The sequence below is a fragment of the Streptomyces sp. NBC_01431 genome, assembly GCF_036231355.1.
GTDB lineage: Bacteria > Actinomycetota > Actinomycetes > Streptomycetales > Streptomycetaceae > Streptomyces.
In genome coordinates this window covers 255,974-275,169 of the sequence record NZ_CP109497.1, presented here as the reverse complement: position 1 = coordinate 275,169, position 19,196 = coordinate 255,974, and the positions used below count along the sequence as shown (strand labels likewise).

The following is a 19,196-nucleotide window of genomic DNA, read 5'->3' as shown; positions in this document are numbered from 1 at the left end:
TCGTGTCGTCTTCGGATGGGATCAGCTCGCCCCGGGGGGACCTTCGGACCGTCCTTGGAGCGAGCAACTCCGGTGCGCCAGGCCTGCGTTCCACACAGCGGTTGTTCGGCGCTTCGTGGTCGGCCACCGCCGTGTGGCGCGGATGCGCGGGCCCGACGCTGTGAGGGCAACGCCGGGCCCGCGCCCCACGTCCCGCATCGGCCGGTCCGGGGATGACCGGCCGACCGGGAGACGGGACTCCGAAAGTGAATCGCGGCGAATCACCGGGAAACACGGGAATCCAAGGAATCGAAATTCCTGAATCGCTTTCTATCCGCCGTTGTTGAACTGTCGCAACGGCCTTTACAGGAAGGTGCCAGTGCTGCCGCCGGTCGGCTGCCCCCGCTCGGGGGCGCGGGCCGGTGATGTCGGCAGCAGTCCGAGCTCAGCGGCGTAGACACCGGCTTGGAAGCGGGAGTCGGCCCCGACCAGCTCCATGATCTCGGCAACGTATCTTCGGTAGGTGCGAACGGACACCGACAGTTCCCTGGCAGCGACCTCGTCGGTCACTCCCGCGTGCAGACAGCTCAGTATCCGCCGGGCGAACTCCGTACGGGTGCGGTCCCCGAAGTCGATCCGGTCGGTCACCGAGACGGCATTGCGCCACACCGCGGTGAACAGTGTGCACAGGGTCGCGATCACGCCGGCCGCCCAGGTGACGGAGGCCCTCGGGCCCATGGTGGACTCGGCGAACACCAGGGCAACCGTTCCGTCGACCAGTACACAGTCGAGCACCGGGATACGGGCGATCCGCACGTCGATGTTCCCGGTTGCCTCGCGGTAGTCCTGGACGAACTCCCGGCCGAGCGTGGCCCGCGTGCGCAACACCCTGATCTGCACCTCGCCGCGCGCCGCGGCGAGATCGCGCAACAACCCGTCGACGCCACGCGAGCGGGCGGCGTCGGCGGCGAGGATCACATCGACCCTGCGCCGGGCCTGGCCGATTATTTCGGCGGTCTTCGCCATCACGGTCGCATCGTCCGGCTCCAAGGAGGTGACCAGCGGCTGCTGGGACTCCTGATCCCGGTATTTCGCGACGGTGTCCTCTATCAGGGCGCGGACCTCCAAGAGCGCCCGCTCGAACTCGTCCTCTCGTGTGGTGGTATCACTCTGGTCGTCATCTTCTCCGGGACGCTCGTGCATCCTGGGTTGGACAGCACTCATCGACGCTCTTGCTCCCCCGCTGCGACTCAGCAGTACTAGTGCGATGGCTCGTCGGGCGGGCGGGAGCGTGCCCCGCCCGCCCGTACCAGATCAGTCGGCGCCGGGCATCAATCCCAGTTCGACTGCCCTCGCACCAGCCTGGAAGCGGGAGTTGGCGCCGAGCGCGCGCATGATCTCGGCTACGTGACGCCGGTAGGTGCGCAGCGAGACACCCATCGCGCGGGCGGCCACGTCGTCCGTGAGTCCGGTGCTCAGATGGCACAGGATGCGGCGCGCCGAAGCCGTGCGAGCCCGTCCGCCGAGGCGGTTGTACTCGTCGAGCGACATGGCCGACGACCAGGCGCCGGCGAACAGCGACTCAAGGACCCGCACGACGGCCGGGTCCTGCACCGTGGAGCCCCGGCCGCCGACGGACTGGCCGTCCGCCGGTACGAGGGCAAGGCGCCCGTCGACGATGAGGGATTCCTGCACCGGCGCCACGGCGACGCGGATCTCGGGCGCCGGGCCGCGCCGTCCGAGGTTGCGCACGGCCGCGGCACCCAGTGCCTGCGGGGTGCACAGCAGCCGGACAGCGAGCCCCTTGCGGCGCGCGTCACCCAGGCCTTCCAGGGCCGAACACACCGCTTCCGTCTGTTGGTTGTGTTCCGACAGGACCACGCCGATGGACCGCTTGGCGAGACCGACCAGGTGCTCCACCACGTCCTCGCCGGTCTCCAGCTCGACGCCCTGGGTGAGCGCGGATCGCTGCGCCGTCCGGCGTCGGTGGCTGGTCATGGTCGATTCAATGAGCTTGTACGCGCGTAGTAGCGCGCCCTCGACGTCGTCGCCACCCCTGGTGGGAGAGCGTCGCGGAATTAAGGATTCCGATATGTCTTCGCCCTCACGCAAGAGGGTGGACACAGCAGACGTACGGTTCACCACTTCACCACTTCCCCCGTATGGCCAAACGGCGCAAAACAAGCCTGCCCGGCCCTAACGATCTTGCCGGTGCGGGTCATTCGGCGCTGCGAGGCCCTTTTCGCTTCCCGCATCAACCGCAGGTTTACCGGTGGGAGACACCCAGGTGGCATCTGACGGAATCGCGAGAATCAGCCGCTCAAGGCCTTCCCCCGGGCAGCCGCAATCGAGCTCGAACGCTAGTCGGCGCGCCCACTTTCCGTCAACGATCACCAAGTTGACATCCCGTCAATCAACTCTCCAAACCATTTCGCGATCAACCAAGTTGATGTCTCACGTGGTGTGCCGCTCGTGCGGCATGATGCGGTTCGTGGGTGCCTACCTCTCGAAGCGGCTCGTTCCTGATGAACTGTGGGAACTGGCCGCCCCGTTGCTGCCGTCGTTCGCCGCTCGTCCGCAAGGGGGCGGGACCGCGCCGCGTGATGAGCGGGCCGTGTTCACGGCAGTGGTGTACGTACTGACCAGCGGGTGTTCCTGGAGGCAGCTGCCGGCCGCGTTCGGCACATCGGCGGCGACGGCACATCGCCGGTTCACGGTGTGGACCGAGGCCGGGGTGTGGCATCGGCTGCACCGGGCCGTGCCGGACGGGGCCGGGACGCAGGGCGAGGCCGACTGGATCGCGGCGATCGTGGACGCGGCCCGTGGTCGCGCAAAAGACAGGGAGGGCTGAACCGAAACCGATCGATCGCGGCAAGAACGGCAGCAAGTTGCACGTCCAGACACCCAGGAGGCGGCCCCGAGTGTGCACAATGTCCATGCTCGCCTGCTAAGAAATCCCGAGAAACGCACCACGCGAGACGACCCACTGGGCCCTGGATAGTGCCCCGCAGTGGCAGCAAGCTGCACGGTTCCCGTAACAGGTCAGGCATACAAAACGCCCTCACGGCGCTGATCGGTCAAGGGGGCGCCGAGATCGCCCGGAGCGCTCGGAACGGTGTCCTCTTCCGGCCATCTCCGCATGACGTACAGCACGCCAGTCGTACCATTTTCAATTACATTCCGACCGCATCACATCGGAGGTCCCTCCTTGTCCATAGCCGATGTTTGGTGGTGGCCGATTCCAGCTACGGTCCATTCGCAGGACCTGGCCCCGCTCAGTTACGCCGAAAACCAACGCGTCTCACGCGCCAAGTCCCCCGCCACGAAAGCCGCGATCGCTGGGGCCCGCGTCACCGTCCGCCGCATCTTGAGCGAGGTGCTCGGCGTTCCGCCCGAAGGCATAGAGCTCGGTCGACTGCCCTGCCCCGGCTGCGCGAACGCCCATCACGGTCCACCCGCGGTTCTTCTGCCCGCCACCTCATTGAGGATCAGCATCTCCCACACGGTGGGCTGTGCGGCGCTCGCGGTGTCCCAGGAACCGGTCGGCGTGGACGTCGAGCAGCGGAGGAACCTGCCCGTGGAACGGCTGTCACGCGTGGTCCTGAGTGGATCCGAGAGGGAGCACCTCGCGGCGCACCCCGAAGGACCGGAGCGGGACCGGGAGTTCCTGCGGTGCTGGACCCGGAAGGAGGCAGTTCTCAAGGCCGTTGGGATCGGCATCGCCACCAACCTCACCGAGGTGGAGACCCGGCCCGGTTCGGTGGGCCCGGTGGACGTCGAGGCCGGGGCGCGGGCCGGGGCCGCGGAGCTCTGGTCGGTGACGGATCTGGCGCTGCCGGAGCCGTGGCAAGGGGCCCTCGCCGTACGGGCCGGGCAGACGGGAGCCGTACGGGTCCACAAACACGAGTGACGCAGCCGTGCCCACCGTGGCGGGTCAGCGATCCAGGTGCTCAGTGACCCGCGACGGTGGGCCCTGGCGGGGTCCACCGCCGGGTGCGGGGGATGGCCGAGGAGACGTCGTACTCCTTCCTCAGATGCTCGGGGATCGCGTAGTGCATGACGCGGCCGCGGGTCAGGGAGCTGAGTTCGAAGACGGTGGTCAGGTGGCCCAGGCGGTCCAGGGCCCAGGCGCCGAGGGGTGAGTTGTCCTCGATCGTCTCCAGGATGCCGAGGAGGGCGGGGGCGGCTTTGACCGCCGTGTCCCAGCGGGTGCGCGGGACCTGGAGCCAGTCGGCGCAGGTGTCGCCGATGAGGTAGCGGATGAGAGCGCTGACCAGCGGGTCGAAGAGGGTACCGGGGACGACCTCTTCGAACAGGTCGATCAGCTGGCGGGTCAGCTGGGCGCCCTCCTCGGACGGTCCCATGTGGCGGGTCATGTACAGGTCGGAGAACTGGCGTGCCTGGTCGAGGTCCTGTGGTGCGTGGGCCTGGTCGATGCCGAGCATGGCGCCCACCACGCGCCACGCGTAGAAGTACGACTCGGCGCCTTCGTCGCTCATGTGGATGCCCAGCCGGTGCAGGGCGTCGAGCACCTGGATGGAGAACATCATCTGCCCGCCGATCATGTCCTCCTGGCAGATCGGCGTACCCAGTTTCTCGGTGTCCCAGCGGTTCTCGCGGCGCAGGTGGTGGCGGATGGAGGCGTGCAGGAGGCGCACCTTCTGGGCGGCGGGGATGAAACGGCTGCCGGCTTCGAAGGCGTCGGGCCGCATGAGGTAGACGGTGAACTGCCCGGTCTCGGCCATCCGCTTGGAGGGGTAACTCAGCCCGTGGGTCGTGGAGAGGAGCTTGGCCACGTGGGGCAGGACGTAGCAGGCGGGCATCGACGCGAACGAGAGGGCGGTGGAGATGTGCACGTTGTTGTCGATGAAGAACAGCCGGGCCTTCTCCATCTCGTCCCAGTCCACCCAGGACGGCGGGGCACTGGTTTCATCGAGGTATGCGCGGGCCACCTCCGGCAGCCCGTCGGGCAGTTCCTGGCCCGCGGTGGAGACGTACCGCATGAGCGTGTTGAACGTACCGACCTCACCGCGTTCGAACAGGGTCGCCACGGTGGCGTCGGCCAGCTCGTCGCCCGCCTGCCGCAGCGCTTGCAGGCTCTGCTCGGTGTAGACCATCGGGACTCCTCGCGGTGACGGGGGCGGATCAGTGGTGACGAGGGGGGTGAGTGGTGCCGGGGTGATCAGTGGTGGCGGACGGTGGCCGTCCGTGCCAGGCCGGCCAGCGCGCGGGCGGCTTCGCCGGGCAGGTCCGTGTGGTCCAGCACGGCTTCGGCGAGCCGGATCCGCTCGGTGATCATGGATTCGACACGGGCCGGGGCACCGGCGGCGTGCATGATCTCCCGTACCCTGCGCAGACCGTCCTCGTGGAGCTCGCGTGCGCCCAACAGCCTTTGCAGTTCTAGTAGTTGGTCCGGCGATGCGTGCTGCCAGGTGTACGCGAGCAGCACGGTGGGCCGGTGTGCGGTGATGTCGTCCGCGTTCGCCTTCCCGGTGCGGGCCGGATCGCCGAAAAGGCCGAGCAGGTCGTCCCGCAGCTGGAACGCCTCGCCCAGCGGCAGCCCGTACTCGGAGAACGCCGCCCGCAGTTCACGGGGCGCGCCGGCCAGCGCGCCGCCGATGTGCAGCGGATGCTCCACCGTGTACTTGGCCGTCTTGTAGCGGATCACCTTCAGGGAGGTGGACGGGTCAGGGCGGCCGCCGGTGTGCAGGATCTCCAGGCACTCCCCGGCCACCAGTTCGCGGGCGAGCACCGCCCACAGCGGGCGGGCGCGCGAGAGGTAGGCGGCCGGCAGCCCGCACGTGGTGAACAACTGCCCAGCCCAGGACATCAGCAGGTCCCCCACCAGCATGGCCAGCGACCGGGCGGCGGTCTTGGGGTGCGGCCGGCCGGCCGTGGCGGCGCGCAGCGCGATGTGCGCAGTGGGCAGACCGTGGCGTACGGCGCTGTTGTCGATGAGGTCGTCGTGCACGACGGCCGCCGCGTGGACGAGTTCCATCGCGGCCGCCGCCCGCAGCAGCGCGTCGCTGTCCGGCTGTCCGGCCGCGCGCCATCCCCAGTAGCAGAACGCCGCCCTGAGGCGCTTGCCGTGGGCGGTGGCGGATTCGAGCTGCTCGGCGACGGGGGCCAAGTCGGCGTCCACGTCCAGGAGTTGGTCGACCTCCTGGTTGACGAAGTGCCGCAGCACCTCGTCCACGCGGCTCTTGAAACCGTCGTGCGCGGCGGTGTCCGTCGTGCCGGTGATGGGCGGGGTCACCGGACCGCCCGCCCGCTGCCCGTCGTCGGACGCCTGCCGTCAGGCATCGCCCTGACCCCCGCGCCGGGCGAGGGTGTGCTGGGCGAGGAGTTCCAGATGGGCCGGCGGAATCGTGGCGCAGCGGTCCAGGGCGAGGCGTCCGCGGGCCCTGAGGTCCTGTCGGCCCTCTTCGGCCAGCTCGGCCATGTCAGCGCGACCGAGCAGTCCGCGCACCTCCCCCACCACACCGCTCACGGCACTCACCGCGAGATCGGCAAGACCCGCCACCAGCAGTACCGCATCGCCTGTCCGGGCCCCGCGGGCCGGTCCGCGTTCGTACGCCACGCCGTCCTCCCCTCCGGCCACCTGCCGTACGACAGCGCGGTCATCCGCCGTCCAGGCCCCGGGGTCGATGGCCCACCCCCGTCCCCTCTTCGAGCCTGGACCTGGTTGGTCCCGGGCGCGCGAGGGATCACCCTTCGGGTGACTCACCAGACTGACGTGCCAACCCGTGCGCGTCGTCCCGCCATCAGCCGCGTTCGAAGCAGTGCGAGTGGCCGACGACGGCGAAGCCCCGCCGCTCGTACCAGTGGCGCGGCCAGTCCGCCGCGTCGGCGATCAGGAACCGGGTGCCGCAGTCCTCGTCGGCGGCCAGGCGCAGGGCGGTGGCCAGAACGGCGTCGGCGTAACCGCGCCTGAGGTGGCTCTCGGAGGTGATCAGGTCCTCGATCTGCGCGGTGCCGGTCGCCCGGTCGAGATACAGGTCGGCCCACGAGGCGACCTCGCCGTCCTGCGTGCGGGCGCCGACGAAGTGAACGGCGTCGGCCCCGCGGCGACGTGTCTCGCGACGGTCGACGAGCTGGCGCAGGACCTCCTCGTCGGCGGCCGGGAGGAAGCCCCGCCAGCGCCGCGTCAGCGGGATGCGCATCGCGTCGAGGTCCAACGTCTCCGCTGCGCCGGCCTCGGGCACCGGCCCCGCGTGCAGCATGACCAGGTAGGTGGAGTGGGTGTATCCGGCCCGGATCATCGGCTCGGCGCACGCCGTTCCGGTTTCGTCGTCCAGGACGGTGACCAGTCGGTAGGGCAGCTGCCGCAGTGCTTCTTCCGCGAGGGCGGGCAGCGCCTCGGGGGCGACGGGGGCGTCGATGACGACCTGGTTGTTCGCGTGCGAATGCGCGAAGGCGTCGTCGTATACGGCGAATCCGCCGGGGAGGTCGACTGTGCGGGCGGCCTGGCGGCGGGCGAAGGCCGACAGGAAGGCGTTGATCCGCGGGAGTTGCGAGGTGGACATGGGCCGACCCTAGGCAGCAAGCCCCCCGGGCCGCCTTCGCATTTCCGGGGCGGGTCCCCGACCCTCACATTTCCCGGTCAGGCCCCCGACCGCCCGGCGGTTCCCGGCCAGCTCCCCGACCCTCACATTTCCCGGTCACGTCAGGCCGCCGACCGCCCAGCGGATCCCGGTCAGGTACCCAACCGCCCAGCGGGTCCCGGAAGGTGGAGCGCCCGCCGGTAGCGGAGTTCGGTGAGGGTGGTGTCGTCGTAGACATCGTCCTGGGTGCCGCCGTCGGCCTCGTAACCGGCTCGTTCGTAGAAGCGGCGGCCCTGCTGGTTGTCGCCGAGAACCCACAGGGCCGATGCCTGGAGGCGTTGGGCCGCCATACGTGTGTGCGCCTGGGCGAGGAGGGCGCGGCCGATGCCCTGGCCGATCATTTCCGGCCGGACGTAGAACGCGTAGATCTCACCAGCCCGTTCGGCTCCGGGCAGTTGGCCGCGGTACGGACCGAAGCTGATCCACCCGCCGGGCGCGCCCGCGTCCACGGCCACCAACTCCGTCGATTTCCTGCTCGGATTGGCGAACCACGTGCGCCGCCGACCGACATCGCCTTCCACCGTCATGGCGTCCAGGTACGACGGGGGAACGATCCCGGCGTACGCGGACCGCCAGCCGGCCAGGCGGATCGCACTGACGGCTTCGACATCCGCTTCGCGCATCTCCCGTACGGCTATTGGGCTCACCCCTTGGTCGCCGTCAGCTGGAAGGCCCGAGCCGTGTGCATGTAGGGCGCGCGAGCCGTGGTGGCCAGTTCCAGTTGCTCCAGCTCGGCGTAGTAGGCCGGGTCGTACTTCCGTGCGTCGTCCGTGATGTAGTCGCAGAAGCCGCGGATGCCGTAGTGCCGTACGTCCTGGCAGCCGAGGCTTTGCAGGACGGGGATGACCTCCTCGGCGGTGTGGAGCGTCAGCGCCGCGTCGAACGTCCGGGCCTGGTACTGGTCGGTGCCGAGCGCGGCCAGGGCGGCGGCGGGGTCCATCTCGCGGACGGCGACGTTCAGGGCGGCCGAGTGCCGGTTGAGGGCCATCACCGAGAACAGGCCGCCGCGCTTCAGCGGGGCGAGGGCCGCGGCGAGGGTGGCGGGCACGTCGTCCACGTACTGGAGGAGGTTGTGGCACAGGACCACGTCGAACTCCGCGTCGGCGAGGTCGGCGGGCAGCGTGCTCACATCCGCCTGCACGCAGGTGATCAGCTCGGTCAGGCCGCCCGCCGTGGCCCGCTCTCGCGCGGCCGCGAGCATGTCGGCGGCGTAGTCGACGATCGTGACGTGGTGGCCCCGGGCTGCCAGCCGCACCGCGTCGCCGCCGTCGCCGCCCGCCAGGTCCAGGACGCGCAGCGGCCCGCCGTCCAGGGCGTCGAGATGGCGGGCCAGGTTCGCCTCGGCGACCGTGTACCGCAGCCGGCCCCAGGGGGCCTCCTGCCACTGCTGCCAGGCGGCCATCGCGGTGTTGAACTTCTCGGGAGCTTCGGGCATCCGGTCACGATAGCCCGGACAAGATCCCGAACTGGGCTGTGGGGAGGCGGCGTGACGGTGTGCGGGGCGGCATTTTCGGCGGCGGCGACGGCTATTCCGCCCATGCCCTCACATCGACAACTTGCGCTCGCTTTGGGCCTGTTACCAGGCAAAACGCGATCACCCCCCGCCGCGGCGCCGGGTCCGAGTCGGTACTAGGGTGCTCGCCACACCTGGCCAGAGGGAGACAGTTGAAGACCGCCGCAAGCACACCCACGATCCGTTTGGCACCCCTGAAGGTCGCGGCCTTCCGGCGGTTCGTACTCGCCAATCTGATCTCCGCCACCGGGTCCGCGATGGCCCCGCTGGCGCTCGCGTACTCCGTGATCGGCGAGGGAGGGGGCGCGGGTTCGCTCGGTCTGGTGCTCGCCACCAACACCGTGCCCACGATCGTGTTCCTGCTCGCGGGCGGGGTTCTCGCGGACCGGCTCTCCCGCAGCCGGATCCTCTTCCTCGGCAATCTGCTCGCCGCCGCCGCTCAGGGCGCGCTGGCCGCGACCGTCGCCACCGGCCACGCGACGACCACCTCGATCGCCGTGTGCGGCTTCGTGTCGGGGACCGCGGCCGCCCTCACCGTGCCCGCGGCCCAGGGAGCAGTGAGCCAGATCATCGCGGCCGAACACCTCCAGCAGGCCAACGTCCTGCTGCGGCTGCCGAGCAACGCGGTCAAGGTGCTCGGTCCGGTCGTCGGTGGACTGGTCGTCGCCTTCAGCGGTCCCGCCTGGGCGCTGGCCTGGGACGCGCTCACCTTCGCGGTCGCGGCCCTGCTGCTCCTCGGCCTGCGCCTGGACGCGCCTCTCGCCGTCAACAGCGCCCTGGGCGATCTGCGGGCGGGCTGGACCGGCTTCTGGTCGCGCACGTGGCTGTGGACGTACACGGCGGCCGGCACCGTCGTCGTGGCCGCATGGCTGGCCGGCTACCAGCTCCTCGGGCCGATCATCGCCGCGCAGCGGTACGGGGGCGCACGTGCCTGGGGGTTGGTCCAGGCCGCGTTCGCCACGGGGCTGCTGGCCGGGACACTGGTGTGCCTGCGCTGGAAGCCGCACCACTTGCTGGCGGTCTCGGTCGCGACCGGCTTCACCCTCACCTTCCCCCTGCTGGCCATGGGCCGGGGCCTGCCGCTCAGCTTCGTACTGGCCACCGCCGTGCTCGCGGGGATCGGGCTCGACATCGCGATCGTGACCTGGAGCACCGCCTTCCAACAGCACGTTCCCCAGGCCGAGTTGGGCCGCATGAGCGCGTTCAACAGCATCGGCGAACGCCTCGCCATCCCTCTCGGCTACCTCATCACCGCGCTGGCGGCCCGCGCCTGGGACAGCGGGACGGTACTCGTGGGGTGCGCCGCATTGCTCACGGCCGCGGTGGTGCTCAACCTCTGCGTGCCGCAGGTGTACCGCATCAACCGCCTCCCGAGAACCGATCAGGCGGGGTGACGCCGCGCGGACGGCGTCACTGACGATGTCGGCGGAGCGGGCCCCATGGATGGCCCGAAACGCCGACGGGGCGGCGTACTCCGACGCGGGGTCGTAGTACGCCGCCCTGGGGCGGAGCGAATTGCGGGAGGTGGCCCGCGCTGTCATGGCGGTTACTTCGCGTCGCGGTTGAACTTCGAGGTCGACCAGAAGTAGCCGAGCACCGTAAGCCCCAGGCACCAGCCGACGGCGAGCCACCCGTTGTTGCCGATCTCGCTGCCGAGCAGCAGGCCCCGCAGGGTTTCGATGGCGGGTGTGAACGGCTGGTACTGGGCGATCGGCTGGAACCAGCCCGGCATGGAGTGGATCGGGGTGAAGGCGCTGGACAGCAGCGGCAGCAGGATCAGCGGCATCGCGTTGTTGCCGGCCGCCTCGGCGTTCGGGCTGATCAAGCCCATGCCGACCGCGATCCAGGTGAGGGCAAGGGCGAAGAGCACGAGCAGCCCGAAGGCCGCGAGCCACTCCAGGGCGGTGGCGTCCGTGGACCGGAACCCGATGGCCACGGCGACGGCGCCCACGAGGACCACGCTCGTGATCGACTGGAGAACGCTGCCGACGACGTGCCCGACGAGCACCGAAGGGCGGTGGATCGCCATCGTGCGGAAGCGGGCGATGATGCCTTCGGTCATGTCGTTGCAGACGGACACCGCGGTCCCGACCACGGTGCTGCCGATGGTCATCAGCAGCAGACCGGGGACGACGTAGGCGATGTACGCGGAGCGGTCCGCACCGCCGCCGCCGATGCCCCGGCTCATCGTGTCGCCGAAGATGTACACGAAGAGCAGCAGCAGCATGATCGGCGTGAGCAGCAGGTTCAGGGTGAGGGACGGATAGCGCCGGGCGTGCAGCAGGTTGCGGCGCAGCATCGTGGACGAGTCGCGTACGGCAAGGGTCAGGGAGCTCATCGGACAGCCTCCTTGGGCTGGCTGGGCAGGCCGGGGTGCGGGTCGGAGCCGGTCAGGGCGAAGAACACGTCGTCGAGGTCGGGGGTGTGCACGGTCAGTTCGTCCGCCTCGATGCCGGCCGACTCCAACCGGTCGAGGACGGAGCGCAGTTCGCGCTGGCTGCCGTCGCTGGGGATCCGCAGCGTCAGCGACTCGTCGTCGGCGGTTCCCCCGGCTCGGGCGGAGCCGGGGGCTTGGGGGAATACGGGCTCGCTGAACGCGGTGGCGGCGGACTGGTACGCGGCCGGGTCGGTGAAACGGAGCCGGATGTGGCCACCGGGAATGAGCCGCTTGAGTTCCTCGGCGGTGCCCTCGGCCACGATCCGGCCGTCGTTCAACACGGCGATGCGGTCGGCGAGTTCGTCGGCCTCGTCCAGGTACTGGGTGGTGAGGAAGACGGTGACGCCCCCCGTGACGAGCTCACGGATGATCTGCCACATGTTGTGCCGGGAGCGCGGGTCGAGGCCGGTGGTGGGCTCGTCGAGGAAGATGATCCGCGGGTTGCCGACCAGCGTCATGGCGATGTCCAGGCGGCGCTTCATGCCGCCGGAGTAGGTCGAGGCGGGCTTCTTCGCGGCTTCCACCAGGTCGAAGCGCTCAAGGAGTTCGGCGGCGGTGCGCCGACCCTGGGCGCGGGAGAGGTGGTGCAGGTCCGCCATGAGGAGCATGTTCTCCTCACCGGTGATCAGACCGTCGACGGCGGAGAACTGCCCGGTCACGCCGATCGTGGCGCGCACCGCCTGCGGGTCGGCGGCCAGGTCGTGGCCGCCGATGTGGATGTCGCCGGTACCCGCGTCGGCGGAGACGAGGGTGGAGAGGATCTTCACGGCGGTGGTCTTGCCGGCGCCGTTCGGGCCGAGCAGGGAGAAGATCGTTCCTTCGGGGACGGCCAGGTCGACGCCGTCGAGCACGATCTTGTCACCGTAGGACTTGCGCAGCCCGTTCGCCGCGATGGCCAAGCTGGTCATGAGGGATGCTCCTTCAGATGCCGTGTGCGGTTCAGAGGCTGCGGGCGGTGATGTTGCCGGAGGCGGTGGTCGCGCGGATGCTCAGGCCGGCGACGCCGTCCGTGTTCTTGAGCGCGTTGTGGATGCGGCCGTGGCTGGTACCGGCGTCCAGGGAGGCGGATACTCCGCGGGCGGCGCCGATCGAGATCTCACCAGCCTCGGTGCGCAGTTCGACCGTGCCGCGCACGGCCTCGGCGATCCGCAGGTCTCCCTTCTGGGTGCGGATCTCCGCGGGGCCGCCGAGGCGGCCGACCGAGATGTCGCCGGCGCTGAGGGTGAGACGGGCGCCCTCGGTCTCGTCGAGCTTGACCCAGCCGTGGGCGCCTTCGAAGGCGACGTCGCCGAGCCGTCCGACGCCGCGCAACTCGGCGCTGGCGGCCTTCGCCTCGACACGGGAGCCGGCGGGCAGCTGGACGGTCACCTCGATGGCTCCGGTCGGGCCGAAGTACTGGTTCTTCACGGGGTTGTCGATCCGCAGGACACCGTCGCTGTACTCGACCCTGGTCTGCTCCGCCGCCTTCACGTCGCGGCTCTTGGAGGCGTTCGCGGGGAGCACCACGACCGTGGTGTCGGCCCGGTCGGCCGCGATGAACTGGACGCGCCCCGCGGGGATGTCGAGGACGGCGGTTACCGGGGTGGCGGTGGCGAACTTCTGCATTGTGCTCTCCTTCGGTTCGTTGTTTCCGATGAGTGAAAAGCTACGTTGCATTCGCTGATCCGGCAACATACTCGTTGCATCCGCTAGACATTTATGCAGGTCAAGGCCGCTAAAACGTTGCAATGGCTATGGTTCTAATGCAACAACCATCCTCCCGCTCGTTGCAATGGATGAAGAATGAACGCTATGCTGGAGGCCCCCAGGACCACGAAGGAGACCGCGATGCCGGGAGGCAGACTCACCCAGCAGGAACGTCAGCAGATCGCGCTGGGGCTGGCCGACGGGCTCGCCTACGCGGAGATCGCCAGAGGCCTCGACCGCCCGACCTCGACCATCACGCGCGAGGTCATGCGCAACGGGGGCCCCACCGCCTACCGCGCCGAACTCGCCCACCGCGCCACCGAGCGCCGCACTCACCGGCGCAGGCAGGCGGCGCCCCGCGGGGCGCGGGCGCCCGAACAGGCCCACGGACGCGACGCCGAGGCGGTGCGCGCGTACGAGGAGACGTTCACCGCCCTCTTCATGCAACAGGGCCTGCCGAAGATGACGTCCCGGGTGCTGGCGTCCCTCTACACCACCGACGCGGGCAGCCTCACCGCGTCCGAGCTCGTCCAGCGCCTCCAGGTCAGCCCGGCGTCCGTCTCCAAGGCGGTCACGTTCCTCGAAGCCCAGGGCCTCATCCGCCGGGAACGCGACGAACGTCGCCGCGAGCGCTATGTCGTTGACGACGACGTGATGTACCAGTCGACGATCGCCGGCGCCCGAGCCAACGCCCAACTCGCCGAGACCGCACGGCAGGGCGTCAGCATCCTCGGCCCCGACACTCCGGCCGCCGCCCGCCTGGAGAACATCGCCCGCTTCGTCGACTTCGTCTCCGAGAGCATCGCCCGCGCCGCGGACCAGGCCCGCGAAATCCTCCACACGAAGCCCGACCGGCCCGCGGACGGCACCGCCGGGCCGAGTTCAGACCCCGGATAACAGCCGCCCCGGCGGTCCCCGCCGGTGTCGGCGATCTCCGCCGACAGGGCGTCAGCCCCCACCGCGCCCGGAATCCCGCGCCCACGAGGCCAGTCGATCCGGGCGGGGAGCGGGGCCGCCTCGTCGGATTGCCCGCCCTTTCCCCTCCGATCCCGCCCTCCATCTCGGCCCCCTCCCACCCTTGACGCCGCTTCTCCGCCCTCCCCATACTGGCGGCCAAATCGATTTGGCCGATCGCATGTGGCTCCCGTCCGGGCCGGTCCACGGCTGAATTCCGCGCACGCGCCCCGAACGGAGCTCGCACGTGTCCCGTCCCCGCCGCTCCCTGCCCACCGCCCCCGAACAAGCCACCGCCCCGGACCTGCCCCCCGAAGCCCTCTCCCGTACGGAAGCGGTGGCCACGCCCCCCGCGTCCCCGCCCCGCACGGGAGCCGAAGACGCGACCGCCGGTTCACCGCCCCGTACGGCAACCGACCACACCACCGCCGCTCCTGCCCCCCACCCCGAAACCGACGGCACCTCCCCTCACCCCGTCGATGAGACGCGCCCGTTGGGCCGGATTCTGCTTTTTGGGGTTCAGCACGTGCTGGTCATGGCGGCCACCCCCATCTCCGCCATCTTCCTGATGAGCGCCACCCTGCGGCTGAACGCGGGGCTGACCGTCGATCTGCTCTCCGCCGCCTTCGTGCTGTCCGGCGTGGGATCGCTGATCCAGTCCGTCGGGCTCTGGAAGTTCGGGCCCCGGCTGCCGTTCGTCATGCTGCCGGGCGGCGCGCCGCTGATCCTGTTCCTCGCCATCGCCGACGCGCACGGCCTGCGCGTCGCGGCGGGGGCGGTCATCCTCACCGCCGTCTTCACCTTCGCCGTACTGCCGCTCTTCGCACGGCTGTTGAAGTTCTTCCCGCCCCTGGTCATCGGCACGATGATCGTGATCGTCGGCGTCAATCTGGTGAAGGTCGGGGCGATCCTGGTCACGGGGCGTCCCGGGGAACACGGTTTCGCCGCTCCCGGCCATCTCGCGCTCGGTATGGCGACCATCGGGTTCACGGTCGTCTTCCATCTGCTCCTCCGCGGCGTCCCGCGCCAGCTCTCCGTCATGCTCGGCCTCATCGCCGGTACGGCCCTCGCGCTGCTCCTCGGGGACGTGAGCTTCGGCCACCTCGGCCAGGGCGGCTGGGTCGACGTGCCTCGGCTCATGCCTTTCGGCTCGCCGCGGTTCGACGTGTTGGCCGCCCTGCCGCTCATGCTCTACAGCCTTGCGTCCATGGCGGAGGCCACCGGCCAGACCGTCATCAACGCCGAGGCGGTGGGCAGGGAGATCGACCAGCGGGTGGCCGTGCCCCGGACGGTCCGCGGTGACGCGCTCGTCTCGGCACTCGGCGGCCTGTTCGGGATGCCCTTGATGGTGACGAGCGGGGAGAACATCGGGATCGTCCGCGTGACCGGCGTACGCAGCCGCTTCGTCACGGCCGCCGCCGGGGTCGTCCTCATCGCCATCGGGTTCCTCGCGCCGGTGACCCGGGCCATCAGCGTCGTCCCCGCCCCGGTCGTCGGGGGCACCGCCATGGTGGTCTTCGCCGTGATCACGGTGCTCGGCGTGCAGATGCTCGCCCGCTGCGACCTCGACCGGCACACCAACACGTTCATCTGCGCCGTCGCTCTCGCGCTCGGCCTGCTGCCCATCCTCGTGCCCGACGTGTACCAGGGGTTCCCCTCCACCGCCCGCATCCTGCTCGAAAGCGGCGTCGCGGTCGGCGCGTTCGTCGCGGCCGTCCTCAACGTCCTCTTCCACCACGTCGGACCGGCCCTCGCCGCCCGGCTGTCCGTACGCCCCGATCTGCGCACCGAAGGCACCCGATGAACCAGCACACCCAGGAGCGGCTGCGCACGCGCGGCCCTCTGCTCCTCATCCCCGACGCGGTCCTGCTGCCGGAAGGAGTCATGGAGTTGTACGCGGTGGTCGTCTCCGCGGGCTCGTTCGAGGCGGTGGGGCCGACCGAGGAGTTGGAGCGTATGTATCCGCATCTCCAACCCCTGCGCCTGCCGGGCCACCTGCTCATGCCGGGCTTCGTCGACAGCCACCACCATCTCACCCAGAGTTTCGGCGCCGCCCTCGCCTTCGGTGAGCCCTCGGAGATTTTCCGCCGGGTGTGGGTCCCCCTCGAAGGCGCCCTGGACGAGGAATCGGCCTATGTGGCGGCGAAGCTCGCCGCGCTGGAGTCGCTGCGCGGCGGGTTCACCACCGTCACCGACGCCGGGACGCGCGCCGATGTGGACACCGACGTCGTCGCCTGCGCAGCACGGGACGCGGGGATCCGCTGCGTGCTCGGGCTGATCTGCGACGACACCGCCGCGGACACTGACTCCGCCGCGGTCATCGAACGGGCCGAGAAGCACCTGGCCGCGTACACCGACGACCCGCTCATCCATCCCTCGCTCGCGATCTCCATCCCCGAAGCTGCCACCGACGCCACCCTGCACGCGACGGTGCGCCTCGCCACCGAGGCCGGGGCGGTGGTCCAGATGCACGTGAACGAGCATCTGGCGGCGGTCGAACGCTCCCTCCTGCGGCACGGCCTGCGGCCACTTGAGCGCCTGGGGAGCATCAACGCCCTCGGCCCCCACCTCCTGGCCGCCCACACCACTTTGCTGGCTCCCCGCGAGGTGTCGCTGTTGGCCGACACGGGAACTGCCGTCAGTTACAACCCTGTTGCGAGCGCCTGGAAGGGCAACGCGGTCGCCCCCGCCACCACGCTGGCCGAGCGCGGTGTCCGCTTCGGGATCGGCAGCGACGGAACCCGGGGGGACGGGTTCCGGCTCGCGGAGGCCGCCGAGTTCGCCCAACGGCTGGCGTACGGGCTGACCACCGGCGACTCGTCCTGCGGGGCGGGCTGGACCTGGCTGGAACATGCCACCGCCGGGGGTGCGGACGCGGTCGGCCTCGGCGGCCGCACCGGCACCATCGCCGCCGGGATGGCGGCCGACTTCCTGCTCGTGGACGTGTCCACCCCCGAACTCGCACTGTCCTGGGACCTGCCCTGGGAGTTGGTACGCCGCGGCAACCGCGACCAGATCAGCGCCGTGTTCGTGGCCGGTCGCCTGCGACTGTGGCACGGTCAGCCCACCGACTGGGACGGCCCGGAACTGGTGCGCCGCGCCGCGGCCCTGGCCCGGTCCGCCGTGGCACGGGCACCCCTCACCCGCGCACACCCCACCTCAACGACCGCACGGAACACGGCGGTACGGGAGACGGCGGTACGGACCAGGGCGCTTCGGAGGAGTACCACGGCTCCGGACATACCGGTACGGAACACGGCGACGCGGGACCCGGAGTTGCGTAACCCAGGGACACGGGAGAACACGGAGACACGGGAGACGACCACCGCACGGAACACGCGCAACACACCGCACGCGCGGAACACGGCCACACTGAACACCACGGCACCGAACCGGAGCACCGCACAGTGACCCCTCAGACCCTGGTGATCCTCGCCGTCACGGTGGGCATCGCCGCGTTCGTCCAGGGCGGCAGCGGGCTCGGCTTCGCGCTGGTCGTCGCCCCGGTGGCCGGCATCCTCGACCCCTCGCTGCTGCCCGTCTTCGTCCTCGCGTCGATGATCCCGCTGAACCTGTACGTCACCTGGCGCGAACGCGGCTCGCTCGATCTGCGCGGGGCCCGCTGGATCGCGGTGGCCCGGCTGGCCGCGACGCCGGGCGGGCTCGCGCTGCTCTGGCTCATCCCGGACCGCAGCATCGGGTTGTTCGTCGGTGTCTCCACCGTCCTGGCGGCGCTCGTCAGCCTGGCCGCGCCCGCCTTCGCACCCGGCCGCGTCGCGTATGTCGGCGCGGGGTTGGTGACCGGCCTGACGGAGACGGCGACCGGGGTCGGCGGTCCCCCGCTCGCGCTGGTCTACCAGCACCGGCCCCCCGCCGAGCTGCGCTCCACCGTCGCGGCCTGCTTCCTGGTGGGCGAAGTGGCCTCGCTGACCCTGCTGTTCGCGACCGGGCGGGGGCACGTCGCCGATCTGGGCTGGGCGGCCGCGCTGCTCCCGGCCATCGCCGCGGGGGCGTGGCTGAGCCGCGTGGTGCACCAGCGAATCGACGCCCGCAGGATGCGGCTGTTCGTCCTCGTCTTCGCCCTGGTCTCCGGCACCGTCCTCATCGCGGGCCCCTGAGCCCGGTCCGGCCGAACCCGGCAGACGTCCGGAGATATGGCACCGGGCGGGCACGTCAGTAAGCCGGGCCCGGCCGCCCGAGTGGCGCCACCGTGACATCACGATGGCGCCACCGTCACGCCACGAGCTCAGCAGGACAGTATCGCGCCACACCCCGAAGCCGGAGAAATGCCAGGTCAGAGGTTAATGCGCCACCAAAGAGCCAGCTTGGCTCGCCATGGCGCCATACATGTGCCATGATGGCGTCATGGACCTCACGCCCTACGTCGACAACCTCCGGCACGAACTCGCCGTCGCGGCGGACGCCGGCGGTGACGAAGCCCGCGCCCTGGCCGAGCGGCTCACGGCCCCCCTGGAGTCCGCCACCCGGCTCACCCTGCTCAACGCGCTGTCCGCGGCCATGGCCGAGGTCACGCTGGAGCTGGCCCCGGGCTCGGTCGACGTGCGGCTGCGCGGACTCGACCCGGAGTTCGTGGTGACCGCGCCGCCCGCGGCCGAGCCGTACCGGGAGGCGGGGGCACCGCTCGCCGCACCCGCGCCGCCGCCCCCGCACGCGGACACCGACGACGGCACCATGTCGCGGATCAACTTCCGCCTCCCTGCCCATCTCAAGGCCCGCGCCGAGAATGCGTCGGCGGCGGAGGGCCTCTCCGTCAACGCCTGGCTGGTCCGGGCCGTATCCACCGCCCTTGACGGCACACAGCGCGTGGACCCGTCGGGTCGCGGCAAAGACTCGGGCATCCGGGGCTTCACCGGCTGGGTCCGCTAGGGCCGAGGCCCGCCCCCTCTTTCACCGGCGGCTCGCCGACCCACCAACGTCACCCATCACCCGTCCCACCGGCGGATCGCCCATCCACCAACGTCACCTATCACCCCGCTTCACCGGCGGGATCACCCACCAAGCC

Annotated in this window: 18 protein-coding genes and 1 pseudogene; 8 read left to right on the top strand and 11 right to left on the bottom strand. The window is 70.4% G+C overall.

The annotated features are described in order from the left end of the window. Positions 1-342: 342 nt before the first annotated feature. Positions 343-1,203: a LuxR family transcriptional regulator gene (locus tag OG522_RS38685; RefSeq protein WP_329468128.1), complete on the bottom strand. Its 861-nt coding sequence runs from the start codon at positions 1,201-1,203 to the stop codon at positions 343-345. A gap of 90 nt (positions 1,204-1,293) precedes the next feature. Then, positions 1,294-1,977, bottom strand: coding sequence for a helix-turn-helix transcriptional regulator (locus OG522_RS38680; RefSeq protein ID WP_329468127.1), 684 nt, complete (start codon positions 1,975-1,977; stop codon positions 1,294-1,296). A gap of 484 nt (positions 1,978-2,461) precedes the next feature. Between OG522_RS38680 and OG522_RS38675 the strand changes: the two are divergent. Together OG522_RS38675 and OG522_RS38670 are read left to right on the top strand one after the other, a co-directional pair. Further along, positions 2,462-2,876: pseudogene (locus OG522_RS38675) on the top strand (transposase); the annotation flags it as partial. A 479-nt stretch (positions 2,877-3,355) separates the two neighbouring features. After that, positions 3,356-3,889: a 4'-phosphopantetheinyl transferase family protein gene (locus tag OG522_RS38670; protein WP_329468629.1), complete on the top strand. Its 534-nt coding sequence runs from the start codon at positions 3,356-3,358 to the stop codon at positions 3,887-3,889. Between the two features lie 40 nt (positions 3,890-3,929). Here the strand turns inward: OG522_RS38670 and OG522_RS38665 are convergent, their stop codons facing one another. From OG522_RS38665 to OG522_RS38640, 6 genes are all read right to left on the bottom strand, one after another. After that, entirely contained in the window at positions 3,930-5,096 is a 1,167-nt protein-coding gene (locus OG522_RS38665) for an oxygenase MpaB family protein (protein WP_329468126.1), read from the bottom strand. A gap of 65 nt (positions 5,097-5,161) precedes the next feature. Further along, the gene (locus tag OG522_RS38660) at positions 5,162-6,235 is read right to left on the bottom strand and encodes a polyprenyl synthetase family protein (protein WP_329468125.1); all 1,074 of its coding nucleotides are present in this window, start codon (positions 6,233-6,235) and stop codon (positions 5,162-5,164) included. Between the two features lie 39 nt (positions 6,236-6,274). Beyond that, positions 6,275-6,559 carry a polyprenyl synthetase gene (locus OG522_RS38655; protein WP_329468124.1) on the bottom strand — a complete coding sequence of 95 codons (285 nt, stop codon included), beginning with the start codon at positions 6,557-6,559 and terminating at the stop codon, positions 6,275-6,277. Positions 6,560-6,743: 184 nt separating this feature from the next. Then, positions 6,744-7,505 (bottom strand): GNAT family N-acetyltransferase, encoded by a 762-nt coding sequence (locus OG522_RS38650; RefSeq protein WP_329468123.1) that lies wholly within the window; start codon positions 7,503-7,505, stop codon positions 6,744-6,746. 170 nt (positions 7,506-7,675) lie between these two features. After that, positions 7,676-8,230, bottom strand: a complete 555-nt coding sequence (locus OG522_RS38645) for a GNAT family N-acetyltransferase (RefSeq protein ID WP_329468122.1) — start codon at positions 8,228-8,230, stop codon at positions 7,676-7,678. Beyond that, positions 8,227-9,018, bottom strand: a complete 792-nt coding sequence (locus tag OG522_RS38640; protein WP_329468121.1) for a class I SAM-dependent methyltransferase — start codon at positions 9,016-9,018, stop codon at positions 8,227-8,229. Before OG522_RS38640 ends, OG522_RS38645 begins: the two co-directional genes overlap by 4 nt. 272 nt (positions 9,019-9,290) lie before the next feature. Between OG522_RS38640 and OG522_RS38635 the strand changes: the two genes are divergently transcribed. Further along, complete coding sequence (locus tag OG522_RS38635) at positions 9,291-10,490, top strand: MFS transporter (protein ID WP_329468627.1); 1,200 nt, start codon at positions 9,291-9,293, stop codon at positions 10,488-10,490. A 152-nt stretch (positions 10,491-10,642) separates the two neighbouring features. Here OG522_RS38635 and OG522_RS38630 read toward each other — a convergent pair whose 3' ends face one another. The 3 genes from OG522_RS38630 to OG522_RS38620 are packed head-to-tail and all read right to left on the bottom strand — an operon-like array spanning position 10,643 to position 13,138. Then, a complete protein-coding gene (locus tag OG522_RS38630; RefSeq protein WP_329468120.1) occupies positions 10,643-11,434 on the bottom strand; it encodes an ABC transporter permease in 792 nt (263 codons plus the stop codon). Beyond that, entirely contained in the window at positions 11,431-12,441 is a 1,011-nt protein-coding gene (locus OG522_RS38625; protein ID WP_329468119.1) for an ATP-binding cassette domain-containing protein, read from the bottom strand. The genes OG522_RS38630 and OG522_RS38625 overlap by 4 nt, the downstream gene beginning before the upstream one ends. A 31-nt stretch (positions 12,442-12,472) precedes the next feature. Beyond that, positions 12,473-13,138 carry a DUF4097 family beta strand repeat-containing protein gene (locus OG522_RS38620; RefSeq protein ID WP_329468118.1) on the bottom strand — a complete coding sequence of 222 codons (666 nt, stop codon included), beginning with the start codon at positions 13,136-13,138 and terminating at the stop codon, positions 12,473-12,475. Between the two features lie 222 nt (positions 13,139-13,360). Here OG522_RS38620 and OG522_RS38615 point away from each other — a divergent pair, with 222 nt between their 5' ends. From OG522_RS38615 to OG522_RS38595, 5 genes are all read left to right on the top strand, one after another. Further along, positions 13,361-14,116, top strand: a complete 756-nt coding sequence (locus OG522_RS38615; protein ID WP_329468625.1) for a GbsR/MarR family transcriptional regulator — start codon at positions 13,361-13,363, stop codon at positions 14,114-14,116. 592 nt (positions 14,117-14,708) lie between these two features. Continuing rightward, complete coding sequence (locus OG522_RS38610; protein ID WP_443074879.1) at positions 14,709-15,977, top strand: uracil-xanthine permease family protein; 1,269 nt, start codon at positions 14,709-14,711, stop codon at positions 15,975-15,977. Then, positions 15,974-17,584 carry an amidohydrolase family protein gene (locus OG522_RS38605; protein WP_329468117.1) on the top strand — a complete coding sequence of 537 codons (1,611 nt, stop codon included), beginning with the start codon at positions 15,974-15,976 and terminating at the stop codon, positions 17,582-17,584. Before OG522_RS38610 ends, OG522_RS38605 begins: the two co-directional genes overlap by 4 nt. Beyond that, positions 17,581-18,291: a sulfite exporter TauE/SafE family protein gene (locus tag OG522_RS38600; RefSeq protein WP_329468116.1), complete on the top strand. Its 711-nt coding sequence runs from the start codon at positions 17,581-17,583 to the stop codon at positions 18,289-18,291. The genes OG522_RS38605 and OG522_RS38600 overlap by 4 nt, the downstream gene beginning before the upstream one ends. A gap of 247 nt (positions 18,292-18,538) precedes the next feature. Then, a complete protein-coding gene (locus tag OG522_RS38595) occupies positions 18,539-19,060 on the top strand; it encodes a hypothetical protein (RefSeq protein WP_329468115.1) in 522 nt (173 codons plus the stop codon). Positions 19,061-19,196: the final 136 nt, after the last annotated feature.